Annotated in this window: 21 protein-coding genes; 13 read left to right on the forward strand and 8 right to left on the reverse strand. The window is 71.8% G+C overall.

Translation table 11 applies throughout. The annotated features are described in order from the left end of the window. Positions 1 to 85: 85 nt before the first annotated feature. Positions 86 to 922 carry an enoyl-CoA hydratase/isomerase family protein gene (locus ACFYM2_RS10960; RefSeq protein ID WP_388835221.1) on the forward strand — a complete coding sequence of 279 codons (837 nt, stop codon included), beginning with the start codon at positions 86 to 88 and terminating at the stop codon, positions 920 to 922. Positions 923 to 934: 12 nt separating this feature from the next. Here the strand turns inward: ACFYM2_RS10960 and ACFYM2_RS10965 are convergent, their stop codons facing one another. Continuing rightward, positions 935 to 1,852, reverse strand: coding sequence for an SDR family oxidoreductase (locus ACFYM2_RS10965; RefSeq protein WP_388835224.1), 918 nt, complete (start codon positions 1,850 to 1,852; stop codon positions 935 to 937). A 207-nt stretch (positions 1,853 to 2,059) separates the two neighbouring features. Between ACFYM2_RS10965 and ACFYM2_RS10970 the strand changes: the two genes are divergently transcribed. From ACFYM2_RS10970 to ACFYM2_RS10995, 6 genes are all read left to right on the forward strand, one after another. Continuing rightward, positions 2,060 to 3,028, forward strand: coding sequence for an NADPH:quinone oxidoreductase family protein (locus tag ACFYM2_RS10970; RefSeq protein WP_388835227.1), 969 nt, complete (start codon positions 2,060 to 2,062; stop codon positions 3,026 to 3,028). Beyond that, positions 3,025 to 4,206, forward strand: coding sequence for an acyl-CoA dehydrogenase family protein (locus ACFYM2_RS10975; protein ID WP_388835230.1), 1,182 nt, complete (start codon positions 3,025 to 3,027; stop codon positions 4,204 to 4,206). Before ACFYM2_RS10970 ends, ACFYM2_RS10975 begins: the two co-directional genes overlap by 4 nt. Further along, on the forward strand, positions 4,203 to 5,324 hold the full coding sequence (locus ACFYM2_RS10980) for an acyl-CoA dehydrogenase family protein (protein WP_388835233.1): 1,122 nt from the start codon (positions 4,203 to 4,205) through the stop codon (positions 5,322 to 5,324). The genes ACFYM2_RS10975 and ACFYM2_RS10980 overlap by 4 nt, the downstream gene beginning before the upstream one ends. A gap of 213 nt (positions 5,325 to 5,537) precedes the next feature. Further along, positions 5,538 to 6,197, forward strand: coding sequence for an ABC transporter ATP-binding protein (locus ACFYM2_RS10985; RefSeq protein WP_388835236.1), 660 nt, complete (start codon positions 5,538 to 5,540; stop codon positions 6,195 to 6,197). A 146-nt stretch (positions 6,198 to 6,343) separates the two neighbouring features. Further along, positions 6,344 to 6,538 (forward strand): hypothetical protein, encoded by a 195-nt coding sequence (locus tag ACFYM2_RS10990; protein ID WP_359002490.1) that lies wholly within the window; start codon positions 6,344 to 6,346, stop codon positions 6,536 to 6,538. After that, on the forward strand, positions 6,535 to 7,722 hold the full coding sequence (locus ACFYM2_RS10995; protein ID WP_359002492.1) for a winged helix DNA-binding domain-containing protein: 1,188 nt from the start codon (positions 6,535 to 6,537) through the stop codon (positions 7,720 to 7,722). The genes ACFYM2_RS10990 and ACFYM2_RS10995 overlap by 4 nt, the downstream gene beginning before the upstream one ends. 41 nt (positions 7,723 to 7,763) lie before the next feature. On the opposite strand, the gene ACFYM2_RS11000 is transcribed toward ACFYM2_RS10995, so the two are convergent. Next, on the reverse strand, positions 7,764 to 9,215 hold the full coding sequence (locus tag ACFYM2_RS11000; RefSeq protein ID WP_359002509.1) for an amino acid permease: 1,452 nt from the start codon (positions 9,213 to 9,215) through the stop codon (positions 7,764 to 7,766). Between the two features lie 153 nt (positions 9,216 to 9,368). After that, entirely contained in the window at positions 9,369 to 10,325 is a 957-nt protein-coding gene (locus ACFYM2_RS11005) for a hypothetical protein (protein WP_388835239.1), read from the reverse strand. Positions 10,326 to 10,784: 459 nt separating this feature from the next. Here ACFYM2_RS11005 and ACFYM2_RS11010 point away from each other — a divergent pair, with 459 nt between their 5' ends. Both ACFYM2_RS11010 and ACFYM2_RS11015 read left to right on the forward strand, forming a co-directional pair. Continuing rightward, complete coding sequence (locus ACFYM2_RS11010; protein ID WP_359002496.1) at positions 10,785 to 13,016, forward strand: RICIN domain-containing protein; 2,232 nt, start codon at positions 10,785 to 10,787, stop codon at positions 13,014 to 13,016. A gap of 136 nt (positions 13,017 to 13,152) precedes the next feature. Beyond that, positions 13,153 to 14,598 carry a glyceraldehyde-3-phosphate dehydrogenase gene (locus ACFYM2_RS11015; RefSeq protein ID WP_359002498.1) on the forward strand — a complete coding sequence of 482 codons (1,446 nt, stop codon included), beginning with the start codon at positions 13,153 to 13,155 and terminating at the stop codon, positions 14,596 to 14,598. Positions 14,599 to 14,734: 136 nt separating this feature from the next. Here ACFYM2_RS11015 and ACFYM2_RS11020 read toward each other — a convergent pair whose 3' ends face one another. Beyond that, positions 14,735 to 15,106 carry a MerR family transcriptional regulator gene (locus tag ACFYM2_RS11020; RefSeq protein ID WP_388835243.1) on the reverse strand — a complete coding sequence of 124 codons (372 nt, stop codon included), beginning with the start codon at positions 15,104 to 15,106 and terminating at the stop codon, positions 14,735 to 14,737. Between the two features lie 48 nt (positions 15,107 to 15,154). Here ACFYM2_RS11020 and ACFYM2_RS11025 point away from each other — a divergent pair, with 48 nt between their 5' ends. Then, positions 15,155 to 16,036 (forward strand): SDR family oxidoreductase, encoded by an 882-nt coding sequence (locus ACFYM2_RS11025; protein ID WP_388835246.1) that lies wholly within the window; start codon positions 15,155 to 15,157, stop codon positions 16,034 to 16,036. 98 nt (positions 16,037 to 16,134) lie between these two features. Continuing rightward, a complete protein-coding gene (locus tag ACFYM2_RS11030) occupies positions 16,135 to 17,373 on the forward strand; it encodes a PP2C family protein-serine/threonine phosphatase (protein WP_388835249.1) in 1,239 nt (412 codons plus the stop codon). A 102-nt stretch (positions 17,374 to 17,475) separates the two neighbouring features. Here the strand turns inward: ACFYM2_RS11030 and ACFYM2_RS11035 are convergent, their stop codons facing one another. The 4 genes from ACFYM2_RS11035 to ACFYM2_RS11050 all read right to left on the reverse strand — a co-directional run bounded on the left by ACFYM2_RS11035 (position 17,476) and on the right by ACFYM2_RS11050 (position 19,790). Continuing rightward, a complete protein-coding gene (locus tag ACFYM2_RS11035; RefSeq protein ID WP_359002506.1) occupies positions 17,476 to 17,631 on the reverse strand; it encodes a DUF6131 family protein in 156 nt (51 codons plus the stop codon). A gap of 294 nt (positions 17,632 to 17,925) precedes the next feature. Next, positions 17,926 to 18,306: a hypothetical protein gene (locus ACFYM2_RS11040; protein ID WP_358997447.1), complete on the reverse strand. Its 381-nt coding sequence runs from the start codon at positions 18,304 to 18,306 to the stop codon at positions 17,926 to 17,928. Positions 18,307 to 18,412: 106 nt separating this feature from the next. Beyond that, positions 18,413 to 18,784, reverse strand: coding sequence for a VOC family protein (locus tag ACFYM2_RS11045; protein ID WP_358997445.1), 372 nt, complete (start codon positions 18,782 to 18,784; stop codon positions 18,413 to 18,415). A gap of 40 nt (positions 18,785 to 18,824) precedes the next feature. Further along, a complete protein-coding gene (locus ACFYM2_RS11050; protein WP_388835252.1) occupies positions 18,825 to 19,790 on the reverse strand; it encodes an LLM class F420-dependent oxidoreductase in 966 nt (321 codons plus the stop codon). 199 nt (positions 19,791 to 19,989) lie between these two features. Between ACFYM2_RS11050 and ACFYM2_RS11055 the strand changes: the two genes are divergently transcribed. Together ACFYM2_RS11055 and ACFYM2_RS11060 are read left to right on the forward strand one after the other, a co-directional pair. Beyond that, positions 19,990 to 20,205, forward strand: coding sequence for a hypothetical protein (locus tag ACFYM2_RS11055; RefSeq protein WP_388459716.1), 216 nt, complete (start codon positions 19,990 to 19,992; stop codon positions 20,203 to 20,205). Positions 20,206 to 20,301: 96 nt separating this feature from the next. Next, the gene (locus tag ACFYM2_RS11060) at positions 20,302 to 20,976 is read left to right on the forward strand and encodes an HAD family hydrolase (RefSeq protein WP_358997436.1); all 675 of its coding nucleotides are present in this window, start codon (positions 20,302 to 20,304) and stop codon (positions 20,974 to 20,976) included. Positions 20,977 to 21,044: the final 68 nt, after the last annotated feature.

The raw sequence follows: 21,044 nt of genomic DNA on the forward strand, positions 1-21,044 counted from the left end.
CACCGTCGCAGGGGTGCGCCGCACGGGGGAGTCCCTTAGTCTCGACAGACCTGACGGGTGGTCAGCATAGGCAAGTGGAGGGGTGATGATCGACACCCTGGACCGGCGGGTCGCCGACGGAGAGGAACGCATCCGGCTCGACGTCACCGGCTCCGGTCTCGCCGTGCTCACCCTGTGCCGCCCCGACCGGCTCAACGGATGGAGCTGGGAGTCGACCCGTCAACTGGGCCTGCTCGCCGACCGCGTCCGCTTCGACGAGTCCATCAGGGCCGTACTGCTGCGCGCCGAGGGACGTGCCTTCTGCGCGGGCATCGACGTCAAGGAGCCCGGCGGTGACATCACCGGACGCTCCCCGGCCGAACGCGCGTACCAGTACTACGAAGGCGTTCGCTGGGCCCATGAGCGGTTCGCGGCGTTCGCCGGACTGCCCCAGCCGGTCATCGCCGCCGTCCAGGGCTACTGTCTGGGCTTCGGTTTCGAACTGGCGCTGATGGCCGACATCAGGTTCGCCGCCGATGACGCCGTGTTCGCGCTCCCGGAGACCGGCATCGGCGTGGCCGTGGACGCCGGAGGGGATCTGCGGATCGCACGCGAGGCGGGCGCGGGCTGGGCCAAGCTGCTCGCCCTCACCGGCCGGCGGATCGACGCCGCCACCGCCGAACGGATCGGCCTGCTCCAACAGGGCGTTGCTGTCGGCGAGTTGGAGCGGACGGCGCGGGAGACGGCGGACGAGATAGCGAGCCGTGCGCCCCTCGCCGTCCGTGCCGTCAAGCGTGACATCGACGCCTTCGCCGACGCGGGCCTCGCCCAAGCCCTCGACCGGACGGCTCTGGCCGCCGCCCTCACGCTCACCTCGCGGGACGCCCGTGAGGGGTACGCGGCCAAGGCCGCCAAGCGCCCGCCGTCCTTCGAGGGGATGTGAGGGTCAGGAGGCCTACGCGCCGAACGGCCCGCGCCCCAACTGCTCCCGCACGCTGCTCACCGGCGGCGACACCAGGGCCCGCCGCTGCCAGTTCGCGCCGTCCACCACCAGGGTGTGGCCGCTGATGAAACGGGCGTACGGTGAGGCAAGGAAGGTGGCCGCCCAGCCGAGCTCACGTGGCTGACCGACGCGTAACGCGGGCTGGCGCGAGGGGAGTTCGCCCCGTTCGTCGGCGCGCTCCAGGGTGGCGCGGACCGGTTCCGGCAGGTCGGGGTGGGGCATCAGACCCGGCACGAGGCCGTTGACCTGAATGCCGTACGGGCCCCACTCCACGGCCAGCGTCTCCACGAGATTGCGTACGCCCGCCTTCGCCGCCGCCGAGTGCGCGTGACCCGGGCCGCCGGTCCAGGCGTAGGAAGCGCCGATGTTGATGACCGAGCCCGGGGTGCCGGCCGCGAGGTGGTGGCGGGCGAACTCGCGCGTCATGAACCACGTGCCGGTCAGCGTGATGTCGAGGACCGCCCGCCAGGCATTCGGCGTCAAGTCCTCGGCAGGAGAAGGGAAGTTGGCCGCCGCGTTGTTCACCAGGACCGAGGGGAGGCCGAGCGAGCGCTCCGCCGCGTCGAACACCTCGGCCACGCGCTCCGGCTCCCTGATGTCGCAGACCGCGCCCGCCACGCGTCCGCCGAGCGCCGCGAGCTCGCGTTCGGCGGCCCTGAGCCGGTCGGCCGAGCGGCCCACGATCATGAGATCGGCGCCGAGCCGCGCGAACTCGGCGGCCATCGCCCTGCCGAGCCCCGACCCGCCCCCGGTCACCAGGACGACACTGCCCTCGTACGTACCCGGCGGCAGCGCACACGCGCCGAGCGGCGGCGGCGCGGGCAGACCCGGGTACGCGGGGCGCGGCGGCGGTGCGGCGGCGTCGGTCATGGGCGCATCCCTACCGGCTGCCGCCACAAACCGCCATGCCCGTGCGCGGGCCGGCGGCAAAAGATGCCAGGAGGCGTCAAGCGGCACCCGGACCGGTGCGCCAGGATGATTCCCTTGCGGCAAGCGACCGCTTAGTATGCTCGCGAGCAGTGGAACGTACTCAGCGGTACGCAGCCCGTATCGCGCCCGGCGTGTGGAGGCCCCCGAATGCAGGCATGGCGAGTGCACGAGAACGGCGAGCCGGGCGAGGTGATGCGGCTCGACGACATCGACCGGCCCGTGCCGGGCCCGGGGCAGGTGCTCCTGAGGGTGCGGGCCGCCAACATCAACTTCCCCGACGCGCTGCTCTGCCGGGGGCAGTACCAGATCCGCCCGCCGCTGCCGTTCACGCCCGGAGTCGAGATCTGCGGGGAGACCGAGGACGGCCGCCGGGTGATCGCCAACCCGGCGCTGCCGCACGGCGGCCTCGCCGAGTACGTCGTCGCCGACGAGGCGGCGCTGCTGCCCGCGCCCGGCGCCCTGGACGACGCCGAGGCGGCCGCCCTGCACATCGGCTACCAGACCGGAGTCTTCGGCCTGCACCGCAGGGCCCACCTCCAGAAGGGCGAGACGCTGCTCGTGCACGCAGCCGCCGGGGGAGTGGGCAGCGCGGCCGTGCAGCTGGGCAAGGCGGCCGGCGCGCGTGTGATCGGCGTGGTGGGTGGGCCCGAAAAGGCCGCAGTGGCACGGGAGTTGGGCTGCGACCTCGTCATCGACCGGCGTAGCGAGGACATCGTGGCCGCCGTCAAGGAGGCGACCGGGGGCCGTGGCGCCGACGTCATCTACGACCCGGTCGGCGGTGACGCGTACGCCAAGTCCGCCAAGTGTGTCGCCTTCGAGGGACGGATCGTGATCGTCGGCTTCGCCAGCGGCTCCGTTCCCGCGCCCGCGCTCAACCACGCCCTGGTGAAGAACTACTCGATCGTCGGGCTGCACTGGGGTCTGTACGCGCAGAAGGACCCGGCGTCGATCGCGCGCTGCCACGATCAGCTCACCCGCCTCGCCGCGGAGGGCGCCATCAAGCCGCTCATCAGTGAGCGGGTTCCGCTCAAGGACGCGGCGGCCGCCGTGCAGCGGGTCGCCGACGGTACGACCACCGGCCGCGTGGTCGTCCTCACGGAAGGAGCCGCCCGATGACCGACGCCGCCGAACTGCGCACGCGTACGCGGGAGTTGCTGGCAGCGCACCCGCCCGCCGACACCGAACCGCTCGACTTCCTCAAGGCGCGCTTCGACGCCGGGCTCGCCTGGGTGCACTACCCCGTGGGTCTCGGCGGTCTTGCCGCGCCGCGCTCCCTGCAACCGGTCGTGGACGCCGAGCTCGCGGCGGCCGGCGCGCCCGACAACGACCCGCGCCGGATCGGCATCGGCCTCGGCATGGCCGCGCCGACCATCCTCAAGTACGGCACCGAGGAGCAGAAGCGGCGCTTCTTGCGGCCGCTGTGGGTGGGCGAGGAGGTCTGGTGCCAGCTCTTCAGCGAGCCGGGCGCCGGCTCCGACCTCGCGGCCCTCGGCACCCGGGCGGTGCGCGAAGGGGACACCTGGGTCGTTGAGGGACAGAAGGTGTGGACGTCGAGCGCGCACCTCGCCCGCTGGGCCATCCTCATCGCCCGCACCGACCCGGCGCTGCCCAAGCACCGGGGCATCAGCTACTTCATCTGCGACATGAGCGACCCCGGCGTCGAGGTGCGGCCGCTGCGGCAGATCACCGGTGAGGCCGAGTTCAACGAGGTGTTCCTCACCGGCGTGCGCATCCCCGACGCGCACCGGCTCGGGGAGGTCGGCGAGGGATGGAAGGTCGCCCAGACCACCCTCATGAACGAGCGGGTCTCCATCGGTGGCATGCGCATCCCGCGTGAGGGCGGAATGATCGGTCCGGTCGCGCGGGTCTGGCGCGAACGGCCCGAGCTGCGCACCCACGACCTGCACCAGCGCCTCCTCACCCTGTGGGTCGAGGCCGAGGTCGCCCGGCTCACCGGCGAGCGACTGCGCCAGCAGCTCGTCGCGGGCCAGCCGGGGCCCGAGGGCTCCGGCATGAAGCTTGCCTTCGCGCGCCTCAACCAGGACATCAGCGGCCTTGAGGTCGAACTCCTCGGGGCTGAGGGCCTGTTGTACTCGGACTGGACGATGCGCCGGCCCGAACTCGTCGACTTCACCGGGCGCGACGCCGGCTACCGCTATCTGCGTTCGAAGGGCAATTCGATCGAGGGCGGCACGAGCGAAGTGCTCCTGAACATCGTCGCCGAACGTGTCCTCGGGCTGCCCGCCGAGCCGCGCAATGACAAGGACGTCGCCTGGAAGGACCTGGCCCGATGAAGGCGCAGACAGCGCAGCCCGCCGAAGAAGCCACCCCCGACCTGCTGTACTCCGAGGCCGAGGACGACCTCAGGGCTGCCGTACGGGCCCTGCTCGCCGGCCGCGCCGACGCCGCGTCCACGCTCGCGCGCGCCGAGTCCGACGTGCCCTGCGACCCCGAGCTGTGGCGCGCGCTCGGCGCCGGGATGGACCTCGCTGGGCTGCTCGTACCCGAGGAGCTGGGCGGGCAGGGCGCCTCGCACCGGGAGGCCGCGGTGGTCCTTGAGGAGACCGGGCGCGCGGTGGCGCCGGTCCCGTTCCTCACCAGCTCCGTGATCGCCACCGAGACCCTTATGGCACTGGGTCCGGAGAAGGACACCCAAGTGGCCGCGCTCCTTGGGGAGTTGGCGAGCGGGCACCGGACGGCCGCGCTCGTCGTGCCGTTCGCCTCGGGTCCCGGCTCGGTCCGGCTCCTCGCGACGCCGGCCGGCACCGTTTCCGCGGTGGCCGACGCGGCCACGGCCGACGTGCTGATCGTGCCGACCGAACAGGGTCTGTACGCCGTGGACGCGGCCGACGCCACGATCGCCCCGCTGACCCCGCTCGACCTGACCCGCCCGCTCGCCACCGTCACCCTCGACGGCGCGAGCGGCACGCTCCTGGCAGGAGGGGACGCCACGCCCGGTGCCGTGCGGCGTGGCCTGCTCGCCGGGGCGGGGCTGCTGGCTTCCGAGCAGCTGGGGGTCGCCGAGTGGTGTCTGGCCGAGACGGTGGCGTACACCCGTGAGCGCAAGCAGTTCAACCGGCCGGTCGGCTCCTTCCAGGCGCTCAAGCACCGCATGGCGCAGCTCTGGCTGGAGGTCGTCTCGGCGCGCGCGGCCGCCCGCAACGCGGCGGACGCGCTCGCGAGCGGCAGCCCGGAGATGCCGCTCGCGGTGGCGCTGGCCCAGGCGTACTGCGCGCGGGTCGCCGTGCGGGCGGCGGAGGAGTGCGTGCAGTTGCACGGCGGGATCGGGATGACCTGGGAGCACCCCGCCCATCTCTACCTCAAGCGCGCCAAATCGTCTCAGATCGCGCTGGGTTCGGCGGGCGAGCACCGGTCCGCGATCGCGGAGCTCGTCGATCTGCGGGCGCCCTGAGGGCGTCCGGGGAGGGGGCGCACGGGATCGCGCCACGGGCACGGGCCGTACCGGGCCGAGCGCGCGGTTCCCCGCGCGCCCGCCCGGATCGGGGCATGGCCATTTCGGGCGAGGTGACCGCGTCGTACCCTGGGGTGCGCCTGACGGAACGTTCCTTCAGGGTCATACCCGGCATATGGCCGGGATGGCACGCCCCCTGGGAGGACTCCCGTCGTGCTTGAACTCAGCAACATCACCGCGGGCTATGAGCGGGGCCGCCCCGTCGTGCGGGACATGAGCCTCGCCGTGGGGCGCGGCGAGGCGGTCGGGCTGCTGGGACCCGGCGGGTGCGGCAAATCCACGCTGGCCAGGGTCGCCGCCCTGCTGCACCGGCCGGACGCGGGAAGGGTCGTCGTAGACGGCGTTCCCGTCGTGGACAGCGTGCCGCGCGCCCTGCGCACCACCGTGGGCGTCGTCCACCAGGGGGCACGGCGCCCCGCGGACCCGGGCGTGCGGCTGCGCGACCTGATCGCAGAACCGCTGAAGGCGACCGGGCGGCGCATCGAGATCCGCGAGCGCGTCGACGAACTGGCCCAGGCCGTCGGCCTCGGCGGCGCCCTCCTGACCCGTAGCGCCGGCGAGGTCGGCGACGGCGACCTCCAACGCGCTTGCCTCGCGCGCGCCCTGGTGCTCAGGCCGCGCCTGCTGATCTGCGACGAGATGACCGCCCTCCTGGACCCACCGACCGCCGCCGCCCTGATCGAGGCGGTGGAGACCTACCGCGGCGCGACGGGCGCCGCCCTGCTGGCCGTCGGCCACGACCGGGACCTCATCGCCGACTGGTGCGACCGCACGGTCACCTGGGCCGCGCCGCCGCCGCAGGCACGCGGCTGACACCAACTCGCCCCGGGCGCCGCGCGCCGGAGGTCACGCGCAGTCAACACCCGTACGGCGGACATGTCTTGGCCGGGATCCCGGCACCTCCTCCGCCACACTGACGCCCGAACGCCGGGATGCCGGCGCGGTGGAGGAGGCTCGTCATGGCTGTTTCGATCTCGGTGGTCCTGCTGCTCGTGGTCCTCGCGGTGATCTTCCTGCGGAGCGGAGGGCTCAAGTTCTCGCACGCGATCGTCTGTGCGCTGCTCGGCTTCTTTCTGGCCGGTACGAGCATGGCGCCGACGATCCTGGACGGCCTGAACGCGACGGCGGGTGTGGTCGCTAGTCTCAAACCATGACCCACACGCGTCGGAAGATCACCGCCGAGGAGCGCCGCGCGCGCCTCGGCGCCCGCCACCTGCTGGCGCCGGCGGCCCGCGCCGCCACCCCGGAGGCGGTGGCCGAGGCGCTGCTCGGTCTGCACGCCACCGACCCCGCCTCCGTGTATCTCTCCGTCGCCGCCCGCCTCCAGACCCCCTCCGTCACGGAGCTCGAGCGGGCGCTGTACGAGGACCGGACGCTGGTGCGGATGCTCTGCATGCGGCGCACGATGTTCGTGGTCCCGCGCGAACTCGCTCCCGTCGTGGACGCCTCGACCGCCCGCGCGGTCGCGGCCCGCGAACGCCGCAACCTGACCAAAGTGCTTCAGGAACAACTGGGCCTGGACGCACGCTGGTTCGCCCGGACCGAGGAGGCGGTCCTCGCCGCGCTTGAGCGGCGCGGCGAGGCGACGGCGGCCCAAATCGCCGACGACGTACCGGACCTGAAGGCGCAGATCGTCCAGTCCGAGGGCAAGCCGTACGAGGCGCGGCCGCGCATCACCAGCCGTTTCCTCGGTGTGATGGCCGCCGAGGGGCGCATCCGGCGCGGCCGCCCGCTCGGCACCTGGGCCTCCAGCCAGTACCGCTGGATCCCCGCCGAACCGCACCCCGAGCTGCCGGCCGACGAGGCCAAGGCGCGCCTGGCCGCCCGCTACCTCGCTGCTTACGGTCCCGCCACCACCGAGGACGTCAAGTGGTGGACGGGCTGGACGCTGACCGACACCCGCAAGGCGCTGGCCCGCACCGACGCGGTGGCGGCCGACCTCGACGAGGGCGCGGGCCACGCCCTGCCCGCCCACCTGGAACCCCCCGCCGAACCGGAGCCCTGGGCCGCGTTGCTGCCCGCGCTCGATCCCACCCCGATGGGCTGGCGCGGCCGCGACTGGTACCTCGACGCCGCGTACACGTCCCAGCTCTTCGACACCAATGGCAACATCGGGCCCAGCGTGTGGTGGAACGGCCGTGTCGTGGGCGGCTGGGCCCAGCGTCCCGACGGCGAGATCGTCACGGAACTCCTGACGCGCCAAGGGGTGGGCCGCGAGGCGCGCGAGGCGATCGCGGCGGAGGCGGCCCGGCTGACGGCGTTCTTCGCCGACGTGCGCGTCAAACCGAGCTTTCGCACCCCCTTGGAGCGACGGCTCGCGGCAGCCGCGAGCGGATGAGGAACCGCACCCCGCGTCGCCCCCGGCCCCGGGCGGTGTCCTCAGATGAGGTCCATCGCCGCCACCTCGTCGGGGCTGCCGTAGCTGACCGGCCCCTGGAAGCGCCGGCGCGCGGTGGCGAACCACCAGATGGTGGCGATGAGCAGCACCACGCCGAGCGCGATCGGCGCGTAGTTGAAGGAGTCCGCGGTGATGGGGGAGACCTGGGGCAGCATGAACAGGACGCTGCTGAGCACGATCCACACCACGGCGACCGCCGCCACCGGCCTGCCGTAGCGGCCCAGGTTCCAGGGGCCCGGCTCGAAGTCCTTCAGGCGCAGCCGCAGGAAGATGGGCACGCCGTACGCCAGGTACAGGCCCACCACGTTGACGCTGACGATGGCCGTGAACGCCGTGTGCGACCACCAGCCCGGGATGATCAGGACCAGGGCGCACGCGGCCGCGAGCCACACCGCCTTCACGGGCGTACGCGTACGCAGCGAGACCGAGTGCCACCAGCGCGAGCCCGGCATCGCGCCGTCCCGCGAGAAGGCGAAGATCTGCCGGGTGTTGCTGGTCATGTTGGCGAGCCCGCAGAACAGCATGGCGCCGATGACGATCAGCAGGAGCAGCTTGGCCATGCCGAGGCCGAGCGCGTCGACGAGGATCTGCACCGGCGGCGCCGACGCGGCGATCTCGCTCGCGTAGTCACGGATCGAGTACACCAGGGCGAGCATGAGGACGAGGCCGGCGAGCGCCGAGTAGAGGATGGCGCGCATGATGCCCTTGGGCGTGTTGACGGTGGCCTTCACCGTCTCCTCGGACATGTGGAAGCTGCCGTCGAAGCCGGTGAACGTCCAGCTGGTGACGAGCAGGCCGAGCATCGCGGCGTACAGACCGTTGTCGAAGCCGGTGCTGTTGACGAAGTGCGTCGCGAACGAGACCGGCTGGTGCGATCCGGGCTTCACGGTCAGGGCGACGACGATGACCACCATGCCGATCAGGAGCCACCACACGGAGATCCGGTTCACCACGGCGACCAGCTGCACGGTGTAGGTGTTGGCCAGCGCCTGGATCAGCAGGATCGCCGTGGCGATGCCGACCGTCTGCTGCGGCGTCCCCTCGTAGGACGGCCATTGCATGGAGACGAAGGCCTGGATGAAGGTGGCGGCGGCGTAGTTGGTGGCGGCCGTGCCGCCTACTTGGCCGACGAAGTTCAGCCATCCCGTGTACCAGGACCAGGCCCCACGGTGCCGCTTGGCGAGCTTGCCCGCCGAGAAGTACAGGGCGCCGCTGGTGGGGTAGGCGGACGCGATCTCACCCATCGCCGCGCCCACGAACAGCACCATCACCGAGACGCCGATCCAGCCGAAGACCAGAATCCGGGGGCCGCCCGCCCCCATTCCGAATCCGAAGGCGGAGAAGATGCCGGAGATAATGTTGATGATGGTGAAGGATATGGCGAAATTGTCGAACGCGTGAAATCTACGGGTGAGTTTCCGTGGATATCCCATCGCATGGAGCGTGGCGTCGTCGTCGAAGGTGGCGGATGTTTCCGCCGGTCTGCTCGACGAGCGGGTGGTGGACGTCTGCTCGGACACAGGGGCAACCTTTCCTTGGGGTGAAAAGAAGCGTGCTCGCGGGCGGGCCGTTCACAGAGGCCGAGGTCAGGTGGGTGCGGGGGTCGGCAGCCCGCAGGACTTGCGGGCCCGGTTCAGCTGCTCCCCGGGATCGCCGAACACGCTCCAGGGCATGCGCGAGGCGTAGGGGCCCATGGCCGTCAGGACTTCCCGCGCCTCGAATTCCCGCTTCGCCATGAACAGGGCGTGTGCCAGATAGGCGAGGTCAAGAACGGGCGTGAACCGATAACGGGCCGCCTGGGGAAACCAGTTGTGGTAAATCCCGAGCGCCGTGGAGGCCCATTGCGGCTGTTGCCAGGTGCGGTCGGCCAGCAGCGCGCTCGGATCGTAGTCCTCGACCAGCGCGACGAGCGGCAGCAGGCGCAGCGCCGAGGTGGCGGGCGCCCGGTGGCTGAGGAAGGAGGCGACATCCCAACGGGCGCTCGCCGAACCGCCGTTGCGGGTGAAGAAGCACGCCAGGAAGCGGTGGTGGGCCTCGCGGTGCCAGGGGTCGAGCCGCAGCACATGGGCGAACAGCTGCCAGGGCCCGGGCGGCGCCGTCAGGAGTCCTCTGGGCGCCGCGTCGCGGGGGCCGTCGATGCGGGCCAGGGCGAGTTGGGCCACCCAGGGCGTGGGGTCCTGGGGCAGCAGCCGCGCCGCCCGCACACAGGCCGCCTGCGCCATGCGCAGCAGCGCGTCGGCGCGGGCGTCCCTCGCGTCGGCCGAGCGCAGCGCGCGGATCATCGCCACCCGCGCCGCCAACAGGGCGGCCTCCGGGCCGGGTTCCTCGGTCAGCCAGCGCTCCGCCAGGTCGGAGTCGGCCGCCTCGGAGGCCAGCACCAAGGAGCGGTGCGCGCGCAACTCGTGGTCCCCGCGCGCCTCTTGGAGGACGTTGTGGGCGCCCAGGTAGCGGCCGGCCCGCACATCGGTGCACGCCCGTGCCAGCTCGCGATCGTCGGCCGCCGGATGCCACACGTAGTGTCCCTCGAACGAGCCGGCAGCCACGATCCTCTCCCTGTGTCCCCGCGGACGACACCCCGCGCCTACGAATCCCCGCATGCGGAATTCAGCCGGGCCCGAGGTCATGTGCGGGTTCACCGACAGCGACCCACACCTTACTCATCCTTTAGGCGCCTCGAAACTCATCGTCCGGAATATCTGGTTCCGTGCCTTTTAGTAAGGGGATGCGGGGATGTGAATCCGTGGGTCGCGAGTCAGTTTTCGGCCAGGTATTCCGGCCCGTGGCTCAGTAGCGCACGTATTTGGCATATTCAAGCGGCGGGCGGGGGCGGACGTCTGCGGCGCCGGGCCGCGCCCGGGCGACAAAAGTCCAAGCCCGGCCGACGGATGTCCGTGGACGGTGGCCGCCGCGGTGCACAGACTGCGCAGCACGCGGGCGGCCAGGCCGTCGGCGCGCGCCGTTCCCCACCCCCACACCCGTGGGCCGTCACAGAAGGAGCGCCCGTGTCCTCCCCCACCTTCAGAGCAGTGGCCGCGGCCCTCGGCGCCGCCGCCCTGGCGCTGGCCGGCTCGGTGGCGCCGCCGGCCGCCGCCGCGCCCCACGACGTCAAGCACAGCGTCCCCCACGACGTCACGTACAGCGTCAGCGTCGGGACACCCGTGCCGTACACGCACCCGACGGACACGCCCGCCTCGGTCTACGTCGACAAGGACGGCACCTTCTACTTCCAGCAGTCCGCCGCCCTGTACGGCGCGAAGGACCCCCGGTACTGGGACTTCTTCACCGGCACCGACATGGACGGCGCCGCGCGGTCGAGCGCGATCAGTGACGCCGTGAACCCGGCCAACCCCGCCGACAAGAACAACGACACGACCTGGCGCTGCGACAACAGCCCCACCGGCCGTGAGGCCACGTACGCGGTCGGCAACGCGGGCTACTCGCAGAAGAACTACTGCGACCTCTCCGGCGTGTGGGTCGACCCGGACACAGGGGACTGGTACGGGCTCGTCCACAACGAGTTCACGCCGGCGCCGTTCTCCGACGGCATCCACTTCGACGCGATCGACTACGCGCTCTCCAAGGACCAGGGCCGCACCTGGACCATCAAGGACCACGCCATCACCTCGCCGTACAGCACTCAGCGCGGCGACACCACGCAGTTCCCGCACGAGACGTACTCCTATGGCGACGGCGACCAACGGCTCTTCGTCGACACCGCTTCGGGTTACTTCTACGTCTACTACGGGTCGCGCGTCGTCGCCAAGGGCGGCAACTGGCAGGACAGTCTGGCGCACGTCGCCCGCGCGCCGATCTCCTCGAAGATGGCACGTGGCTCCTGGCAGAAGTGGTACGACGGGCACTGGTCGCAGCCGGGCGTGGGCGGCCTGGAGAGCAACATGGTGCCGGTCGACGGCGCGAGCTCCACGGGGTACACCCCGGTGGCCGGCGACTACGACCCCTCCCACGCCGGCACGGTGGCCCAGCAGATCGCGGCCGGTCAACTGCCGCCGAAATCACCGCTGTTCGTCATGAACATCACCTACAACGCCTACCTGGGCCTCTACATCGGCGAGCCCGAGGCGGTCAACGGGACGGCGCCGCAGCGCATCTACGCCACCGACGACCTCACCAGCCAGAAATGGCACCTCATAGGGGACACCGGCGGCTACACCAACAACTCCTGGTACCGCTGGTTCCTCGACGGCGCCAACCGCACCAGCTCCACCATCGTCGGCAAGACCTTCAGGTCGTACTGCTCCATCGACTGCCAGGGTGGCGCCGACGGCGAGTACGTGGACATCACGGTGGGCTCGTCCGCGCCCGCCGCGCCCCCGGTCGACGTCACCAAGGCCTACCGGATCGCGAGCGGGGACGGCCGGGTCCTGGCCCAGGCGGCCGACGGCGTCTCGGTCACCTCCGACCCGGCGGCCACCCGGTCGGCCCTTCAGCCGTGGGTGTTCACCTCCAACGGCGACGGCTCGTACCGCATCGCCGCCGCCTCCACCGGCAAGCTCCTCGGCGTTCCCACCACCCCCAAGTCCGGGCGCGCGTGGGGCGCGAAGCCGGTGCTGGCGGCCGCCGGGGCGGGCGGGCCCACGGTCGGCCAGCAGTGGTTCGTCGTGCCCGTCACCTCCACCGGCTCCTACCGCCTGGTCAACCGCTACAGCGGGCTCGTGCTCGGCCTTTCGGCGCGGCCCGGCCGGCTCGCCGAGACCACCCCGGTCCGCAGCTGGAGCGACACCACCGGCAGCGCGGTCGGCGGCTCGCGCACCGCCGCGGAGCAGACCCTCGGCCTCACCCCGACCGGTCCGGCGAGCGGGGGATCCCTCGACGGCACCCACACCCTCACGGCCTCGGGCAAGGCGCTCGACGACCCGGGCCACTCGACGGAACAGGGCGCCCAGCTCATCACCTGGAGCCCCAACGCGGGAGCCAACCAGAACTGGGTCTTCACCCGGCAGCCCGACGGCAGCTACCAGATCGTCAACGGCGAATCCAAGCTCTGCGCCGACGTCACCGCGAGCTCCCGCGCCGCCGGGGCCGAGGTGATCCAGTGGCCCTGCACCGGCGGCGCCAACCAGCACTGGTCGGTGACCGCCACGGCCGACGGCCGCTACACGGTCGCGTCCAAGGCCAGCGGGCTGCTCCTCACCACGGCAGCCACGACCGACGGGGCGCTCGTCACCCAGCAGCCCGACACCGGCTCCGCGCTCCAGCGCTGGACCCTCGGCTAGACGCCCGCGCCCGGTCCCCGCGCGGGGACCGGGCCCCCGCCGACAAGGCCGCCCCGTTCGCGGGGACACCGCTTGAACGATCAAAAGGGCAGGGGGTTAGCATATGAGCGCCGCCTAGCTCGAAAGATGAACTTCCGTGACTGTCAATGACGACTCGTTCACCAACTGGAAGAACCGCGAGGAGATCGCGGAGTCGATGATCCCCATCATCGGCAAGCTGCACCGGGAGCGGGACGTCACGATCCTGCTGCACAGCCGTTCCTTGGTGAACAAGTCGGTGGTCAGCATTCTGAAGACCCACCGATTCGCCCGCCAGATAGCCGGCGAGGAGCTTTCGGTCACCGAGACGCTGCCGTTCCTCCAGGCTCTGACGACCCTCGACCTCGGTCCCTCCCAGATCGACATCGGCATGCTCGCCGCCACCTACAAGGCGGACGACCGCGGCTTGTCCATCGAGGAGTTCACCGCGGACGCCGTCACCGGCGCCACCGGCGAGAACAAGATCGAGCGCCGGGCCGGCCGCGATGTCGTCCTGTACGGCTTCGGCCGCATCGGCCGCCTCGTCGCCCGCCTGCTCATCGAGAAGTCCGGCTCGGGCAACGGCCTGCGCCTGCGCGCCATCGTGGTGCGGGGAGGCGGCGACGCGGACCTGGTCAAGCGGGCCTCGCTGCTGCGCCGCGACTCCATCCACGGCCAGTTCCAGGGCACCATCACGGTGGACGAGGCGACGAACACGATCGTCGCCAACGGCAACACCATCAAGGTGATCTACGCGAACGACCCGTCCGAGGTCGACTACACGGCGTACGGCATCAAGGACGCCATCCTCATCGACAACACGGGCAAGTGGCGCGACCGCGAGGGACTTTCGAACCACCTGCGCCCCGGCATCGACAAGGTGGTCCTGACCGCCCCGGGCAAGGGCGACGTCCCCAACATCGTCCACGGCGTCAACCACGACACCATCAAGCCGGACGAGCAGATCCTGTCCTGCGCCTCCTGCACCACCAACGCGATCGTGCCGCCGCTGAAGGCCATGGCCGACGAGTACGGCGTGCTGCGCGGCCACGTGGAGACCGTCCACTCCTTCACCAACGACCAGAACCTCCTGGACAACTACCACAAGGCCGACCGCAGGGGCCGCTCCGCGCCGCTGAACATGGTCATCACCGAGACCGGCGCCGCGTCGGCCGTCGCCAAGGCGCTGCCCGACCTCAAGGCGCCCATCACCGGCAGCTCGATCCGCGTGCCCGTGCCGGACGTGTCGATCGCCATCCTCAGCCTGCGCCTGGGCCGCGAGACCACCCGCGAGGAGGTCCTTGACCACCTGCGCGACGTTTCCCTGCACTCCCCGCTGAAGCGCCAGATCGACTTCACGACCGCTCCCGACGCCGTCTCCATGGACTTCGTCGGCTCGCGCCACTCCTCGATCGTCGACGCCGGGGCGACCAAGGTCGACGGCGACAACGCGATCCTCTACCTCTGGTACGACAACGAGTTCGGCTACTCCTGCCAGGTCATCCGCGTCGTCCAGCACGTCTCCGGGGTGGAGTACCCGACCTACCCGGTCCCGGTGCTCTGACCGGACGCCCCTGAACGACCGACGCCCGCGCTTCCCACCGCCGCACCCCGGCGATGGGAAGCGCGGGCGCTTCGCGTCATACCCGCGAGCCGGCCCCGCCGCCGCTGCCGGCCGGCGCGCTGCACGGCACTGCGGCTCACGCGTCGCGGACGAAGGCCGCGCAGTCCGGACACTCGTCGAGATAGCGGTGCCGGCACTCGGCGGCGTGCCGAAGGAACGTGATCGCCTGCCGACGGTGGGCGATTTCCTCCTCGAGCGCTGCCATTTTCGCCCTGACGACCGCCTGCGCCGCCGCCTTCGTCGGCGCCATGGCGGCGGTGACCTCGGGCAGGGAGAGACCGACCCGGCGCAGCTTCAAGACCGTACGCGCCGCGTCCAGCGCGCTCTCGTCGTACACGCGGTAGCCGTTGCCGTCGCGGCGCACGGTGAGTGCTCCCACTTGTTCCCAGTGCCGCAGCACATGCGGCTCCACGCCGAGTTCCGTCGCCACATCCCCGATCGTTCTCACCGTAAGCGCCTTGCCTTCATGTCGACCTGAACCCCTAACGTCTCGATCATGCCTGACACCGAGGGGCCCACGGCCTCCCCGCACAGCCCATCCATCCTGGTCACCGGCGCGACCGGCAACCTCGGCCGGGAGATCGTCGCCCGCCTCGCCGTGCGGGGCGCGCGCGTACGCTGCCTCACGCGTGAGCGGGGCGCCGCGCGCCCGGGAGCCGAGTGGGTGGCCGGTGACCTCACCGATCCCGGCGCGGTGCGCCGGGCGCTGGTGGGCATCGACGCCGTCTTCGTCATCTGGCCGCTGCTCACATCCGCACCCGCCCACGCCCTGATCGCGGAACTCGCCGCGGCGGCGCCGCGCGTCGTTTATCTGTCGTCCTCTGCGGTGGACGACGAAGCCGCTGAGCAGAGCGATCCCATCGTGCGGGTGCACGCGGAGATAGAAGCCCTGCTGCATGACGCAGGGCTGCGCCCCGTGGTGCTGCGGAGTGACACGCTGGCCTCCAACGCCCGTGGCTGGGCGTCACAGGTACGGGCGGGCGATGTCGTCTCGGGCCCGGACATGGCCCCCACGGCCGTCGTCGACGAGCGCGACGTCGCGGACGCCGCCGTGGCCGTCCTGCTCGACGATCGCGGTCGACTGGGCGCCGGGCCCCACGTGTTGACCGGCCCCGAGGTGCTGGGGCGGGCCGGGCAGGTGGCGCGTCTCGGCGCGGCGCTCGGGCGTGATCTGCGCTTCGTGGCACTCGCCCCCGGCCTCGCGCGATCGCGGATGCTCGCGGACGGCCGCCCCGAGCCGTTGGTGGAGGCACTGGTCGCCGCCTCCGAGCGGCGACCCGCCTCGCGCCGCGTCACCGATCACGTGGAGCGTCTTGCCGGCCGCCCGGCCGGGACCTTCGCGCGGTGGGCCCTGGAGCACACGGCCGAGTTCCGCTGACGACGGCCGTGGCAGGCCCGTCCGGCAAGCCCGGCGGGCCGATGCCGCCTATCGTGAAAGGCACGAGATCCAGGCGGCGTCGCGCGGGCAGGTGCAAGGTGAACGGGTCCGGCATCCACTACGAGGCGGTGTTCCGGGCCCTGCCCGCCCCGGTGGCCCTGCTGACCACCGACCTCGTGTACGCCGATGTGAACAGGGCGTTCACCACGATGACGGGCCGGACCCGCGAGCAGCTGGTCGGGCACTACCTCTTCGACGTCTTTCCCGACAACCCCGACGACCCGGGCGCCAGCGGCATGCGCAACCTGGGCGCCTCGCTGCGCCGGGTCGCGGCCACCGGCGAGCGCGACACCATGGCGCTGCAACGCTACGACGTGGAGGACCCCACCCGGCCCGGGGTGTGGGAGGAGCGGTACTTCAGCCCGGTCAACACCCCCATCCGCGGCCCGGACGGCGAAGTGGTCCTGATCCTGCACCGGGTGGAAGAGGTCACCGAACTCATCCGTGCCCGTGGCGGAGCCGGCGCCGCCGGTGACGGCGACCGGGCCAGGGGCCTGGAGGCCGAACTGTACAACCGGGCCAGGGAACTGCAAGAGGTCAACGAGCGGCTGCGCCAGGCCCACTCCCGGGAACACGAGATCGCTCTCTCCCTTCAGGCCGCCATGCTGCCCGTGCCCCGCCCGCTGGGACAGCGCACCGCGGCCGTGCGCTACCGGCCCGCCGTCGGCGCCCTGAACGTGTGCGGGGACTGGTACGACCTGGCGGAGCTGCCCGGCGACCGGCTCGCCGTCGCCGTCGGCGACGTGGTCGGGCACGGCCTGGCCGCCGCCGGGGTGATGGGGCAGCTGCGCAGCGCCCTGAGCGCCGCGTCCCTGGTCGCCGAGGGGCCCGCGCGCGCCCTGGACGTCCTCAGTCTGTACGCCCGCTCGGTGGACGGCGCCGAGTCCGCCACCGTCTTCCAGGCGGTCATCGACTGGAGCAGCCACACGCTGACCTACAGCAGCGCCGGACACCCGCCCGCCGCGCTGGTGCGTCCGGACGCCGCCGTGCGCTTCCTGGACGCCGCGACGGACCCGCCGCTCGGCGCCCGTCCGGAACCGGTCGCCCGGCCGCAGGCCACGATCCCCTTCACGGCGGGGTCCAGCCTGGTCCTGTACACCGACGGGCTCATCGAGCGCCGCGACGAGGACATCGACACCGGCCTCCAGCGGCTGGCCGGTTCCCTCACCCGCCACCACGGGGCCGGTCCCGAAGCGCTCGCGGACGCCGTCCTGGCCGATCTGATCCCGGTCGGCGGCGCCACCGACGACACGGCCCTGGTCGTCATCGGCCTGTGACGCGCGCGCCGGGGACCGTGCCGCTGCCAGGCGGACACGGTCCCCGGGGCGCTTCTCGTGCGGCGGACGGAGTACATCCGCCCGTGCATCCGCCTGGGGCCGTTACCAGTAGTGCCGCCGGCCGCCGACCGCGTGACCCACGGATCCCAGGATCCACAGGATGACGCCGAGGACGACGAGGATGACGCCGATGGTCCACAGGATGGATATGCCGGCCACGAAGCCGACGACCAGCAGGATGACTCCGAGGACGATCATGATGTCCTCCGCTCTCGTGGAAGGGTTGCCGCTCCTTGTACCAGAGTAGGTCCGCGCGCCCGAAAGGGACCTGTTCGAACGCGGCGAACCTCGGCGAACCCGGCGCCGGTCCTGGGGTGACGGTGGCGGCTAGGGGGTGTCTGGTGGACCATGGCCGGGGGCGCGGCGTCTGGCACGGCACCTCGCGGCGTTGCCGAATCGCCCCGATAGCTCCGCTATCGAGACGCTCCGGCGCCTTGCGATGCACCGCACCAGACGCCGCGCCCTGACCGACCCTGATCCACCAGACACCCCCTAGGCGTTCGTGAGCCGGAGCTGGACGTCGACCTCCTGGTCGCCCGCCGCGCTGCCCGCCGCCTCGACCGCGAAGGCCGCGGCCAGCGTGCGGCGCAGCCGCTCGACCGCCACCGGGCCGCCCTGCAACTCGGCGGTGACGGGTCCGGACAGAAGGACCCCCGCCACCTGCTCGGGAGCGTGGTCGACACAGAAGCTTCCGGTCCACGCGGCCGGCTGCGGCCCCTCGTCGCGGTGGGGCACGACGCCCGCGCGGTCGGAGGTGAAGTGGGCGCCAAGGACCTCGAAGACCGCGTCCGCGTCGGCCGCGGAGCACTCCGCGAGCATGACCTGTACGAGGTCGGGGGAGTCGGGGGAGGCCGGGGTGGAGGTGTCGTTCACGTTGTTCTCCGTGCTTCTGGCTCAGTGGGCTGGCGCCCGGACAGGACGGTGGGAGGAGCGGGCCCCGGGCGGGCCGCGCGCCCGCTTCGGCGGGATGGGTGGGGCGTCACGCCCGGCACAGGCAGAAGGGGTGGCCCGCCGGGTCCGCGTACACGCGGAAACCGCGCTCGCCGCCGCGGTCGTCGAGATCGAGCGGGGTGGCGCCGAGGGAGAGGACCTGCTGCTCGGCCGCCTCCATGTCCTGGACGGTGAAGTCCAGGTGCAGCTGCTGGGAGTTGCGGTCCCCGCGCGGCCATTCCGGTGGCGTGAGACCCGGCGCCCGCTGGAAGGAGACGCGGTGGCCGCCGGGGGCGTACAGGTCGTACCAGTCCTCGTTGTCGTTCTTCACCTCGCCGCCGAGCACCGCCGCGTAGAAGGCGGCCAGCGCCTGGGGATCGGGACAGTCAAGGGCCACGAGGCAGTACGTCGCGATGGGCATGGGTCTCCTCGGGTGTCGTCGTTACGGGTGTCGTCCTCGGTCAGAGTTCGCGCAGCGCGGGAAGCAGCTTCTGCTCGGCCCATTCGATGAACGGGCGCTGGTGGTCGCCGCCCACCTGGACGAGCGCGACCTCCGTGAACCCGGCCTCGACGTAGGGGCGTACGGCCTCGACGAAGGCCGAGACGTCGTCGCCGCACGGGATCGCGTCCGCGACGTCGTCACGGGTCACGAAGCTCGTCGCGCCCGCGAAGCCCGAGGGGCCCGGGAGTTCGGAGTTCACCGGCCAGCCGCCCATCGCCCAGCGGAACTGGTCGTGGGCGCGGGCGATCGCCGCGTCCCGGTCGGTGTCGAAGCAGACGGGCAACTGCCCGACCCGGGGCTTGCCCTGGCCGCCGTGCCGGTTGAAGGCGTCGATCAGCTTCTTCTTGGGCTCGGTGGCGATCACCAGGTCGGCGAGGCGCCCCGCCAGCGCGCAGGACCGCTCGCCCGAGACCGCGACGCCGATCGGCGGCAGCTCGTCCGGGATGTCCCACAGGCGCGCGTTGGACACGTCGAAGTACGTGCCCTGATGGTTGACGGTCTCGCCGGTGAACAGGTCCCTGATGATTTCGACGGCCTCTTCGAGCATCCCGATGCGCACCTGCGGCGAGGGCCAACCGGCGCCCGTGACATGCTCGTTGAGGTTTTCGCCGGAGCCCAGGCCGAGGCGGAAGCGGCCCTCCGACAGCAACTGCATCGTGGCGGCCTTCTGGGCGACGACCGCCGGGTGGTAACGGACCGTCGGACAGGTCACGTAGGTCATGAGCGGGATCCGGCTCGTCGCCTGCGCCGCCGCGCCCAGGACGCTCCACGCGTAGGGCGCGTGTCCCTGCGACTCCAGCCACGGGAAGTAGTGGTCGGAGGTGACGGAGAAGTCGAAGCCCGCACGCTCGGCCGCGACCACGTCTTCGACGAGGGCGCGGGGGCCTGCTTGCTCGGTCATCATTGTGTAGCCGATTTGCACCATATTCCACCCTTTGCCGATCTGCTGCGGCCAAAACCTCCGTCCGCGCAAGGACCGCCGCCGACGGCTCGCCGAGTACCCGCTGTCGCGGGGCGTACGCGGCCAGGATGCGCCCTGGGAACGACTTGCGCCCGGCAGGTTTCAATCGCGCGTTCCGGGCAACCCGGTCCGGGCAGACCCGTCTCCCGTACGAGGAGTTGCCGTGGTCCTCATAGCCGTCTTCCTGCCCATCCTGCTGTTGATGGCCGTCCTGGGGCTCGGCAGATACGAAGAGTTCCTGCTGGGCGGGGACGAGCCGGCCGAGGCGCCACGGGGCCGCCATTTGGCCGCCGTGCCGGATCTGGCGGAGGACGAGGCGTCCGAGCCGGACACGCGGCGTGCGTCCGAGGACCTACCGGGGCAGCGGCGCGCGGCATGAACCGTTTCCCGGTCCGCGGATGTCGCGGGCCGGGACACACGGCATGATCGGCAGGGGAGCGGGACCAACCCGGGCACGTAACGAAAGGCAAGACGCATGGCACGTGCGGCGCTGTTCGACGTCGACGGCACTCTCGTCGACACCAACCATCTGCACGTGGTCACCTGGTGGGAAGCGTTCCGCCAGGCGGGGCACGACGTGACGATGCGTGACATCCACCGGGCGGTCGGGCTCGGCTCCGACGACCTCATCGGGCATCTGCTCGGCGAGGACCGCGACCGGGACCAGGACGAGACGCTGAACGCCGCGCACACCACCCTGTACGGCACCTACTTCGAGCGCCTGCCCGCCCTCGACGGGGCGCGCCGGCTGCTGCGCGAGCTCGCCGGGCGGGGCTGGCGCATCGTCCTGGCCACATCGGCGGGCGGGCCCGAACTGAAGGCCCTGCGCCGCGCCATCGACGCCGACGACGTCATCGCGGGCGTGGCCAGCGCGGACGACGTCAGTGAGGGCAAACCCGCCCCGGACCCCGTCGAGCGGGCCCTTGAGCTGGCCGAGGCCACGTCCTCGGACGCGGTGTTCGTGGGGGACACGATCTGGGACATGAAGGCGGCATCGGCCGCGGGCGTGCGCGCCGTGGCGCTGCTCGCCGGGGGAATTCCCCGCGCGGACCTCGAAGAAGCGGGCGCGGCGGCCGTCTACCGCGACCCCGCCGAACTCCTCTCCCAGTTGGACACGAGCATCTTCGCCCAGATGGAACGCCAGGGCTGAGGAAGGCGGCGCCCACCCCAACAACGGCGGCCGCGCCTCCCCAACAGCAGGGCATACCGCGAAAGGAC

It is taken from the genome of Streptomyces sp. NPDC006711, assembly GCF_042869775.1.
Classification (GTDB): domain Bacteria; phylum Actinomycetota; class Actinomycetes; order Streptomycetales; family Streptomycetaceae; genus Streptomyces.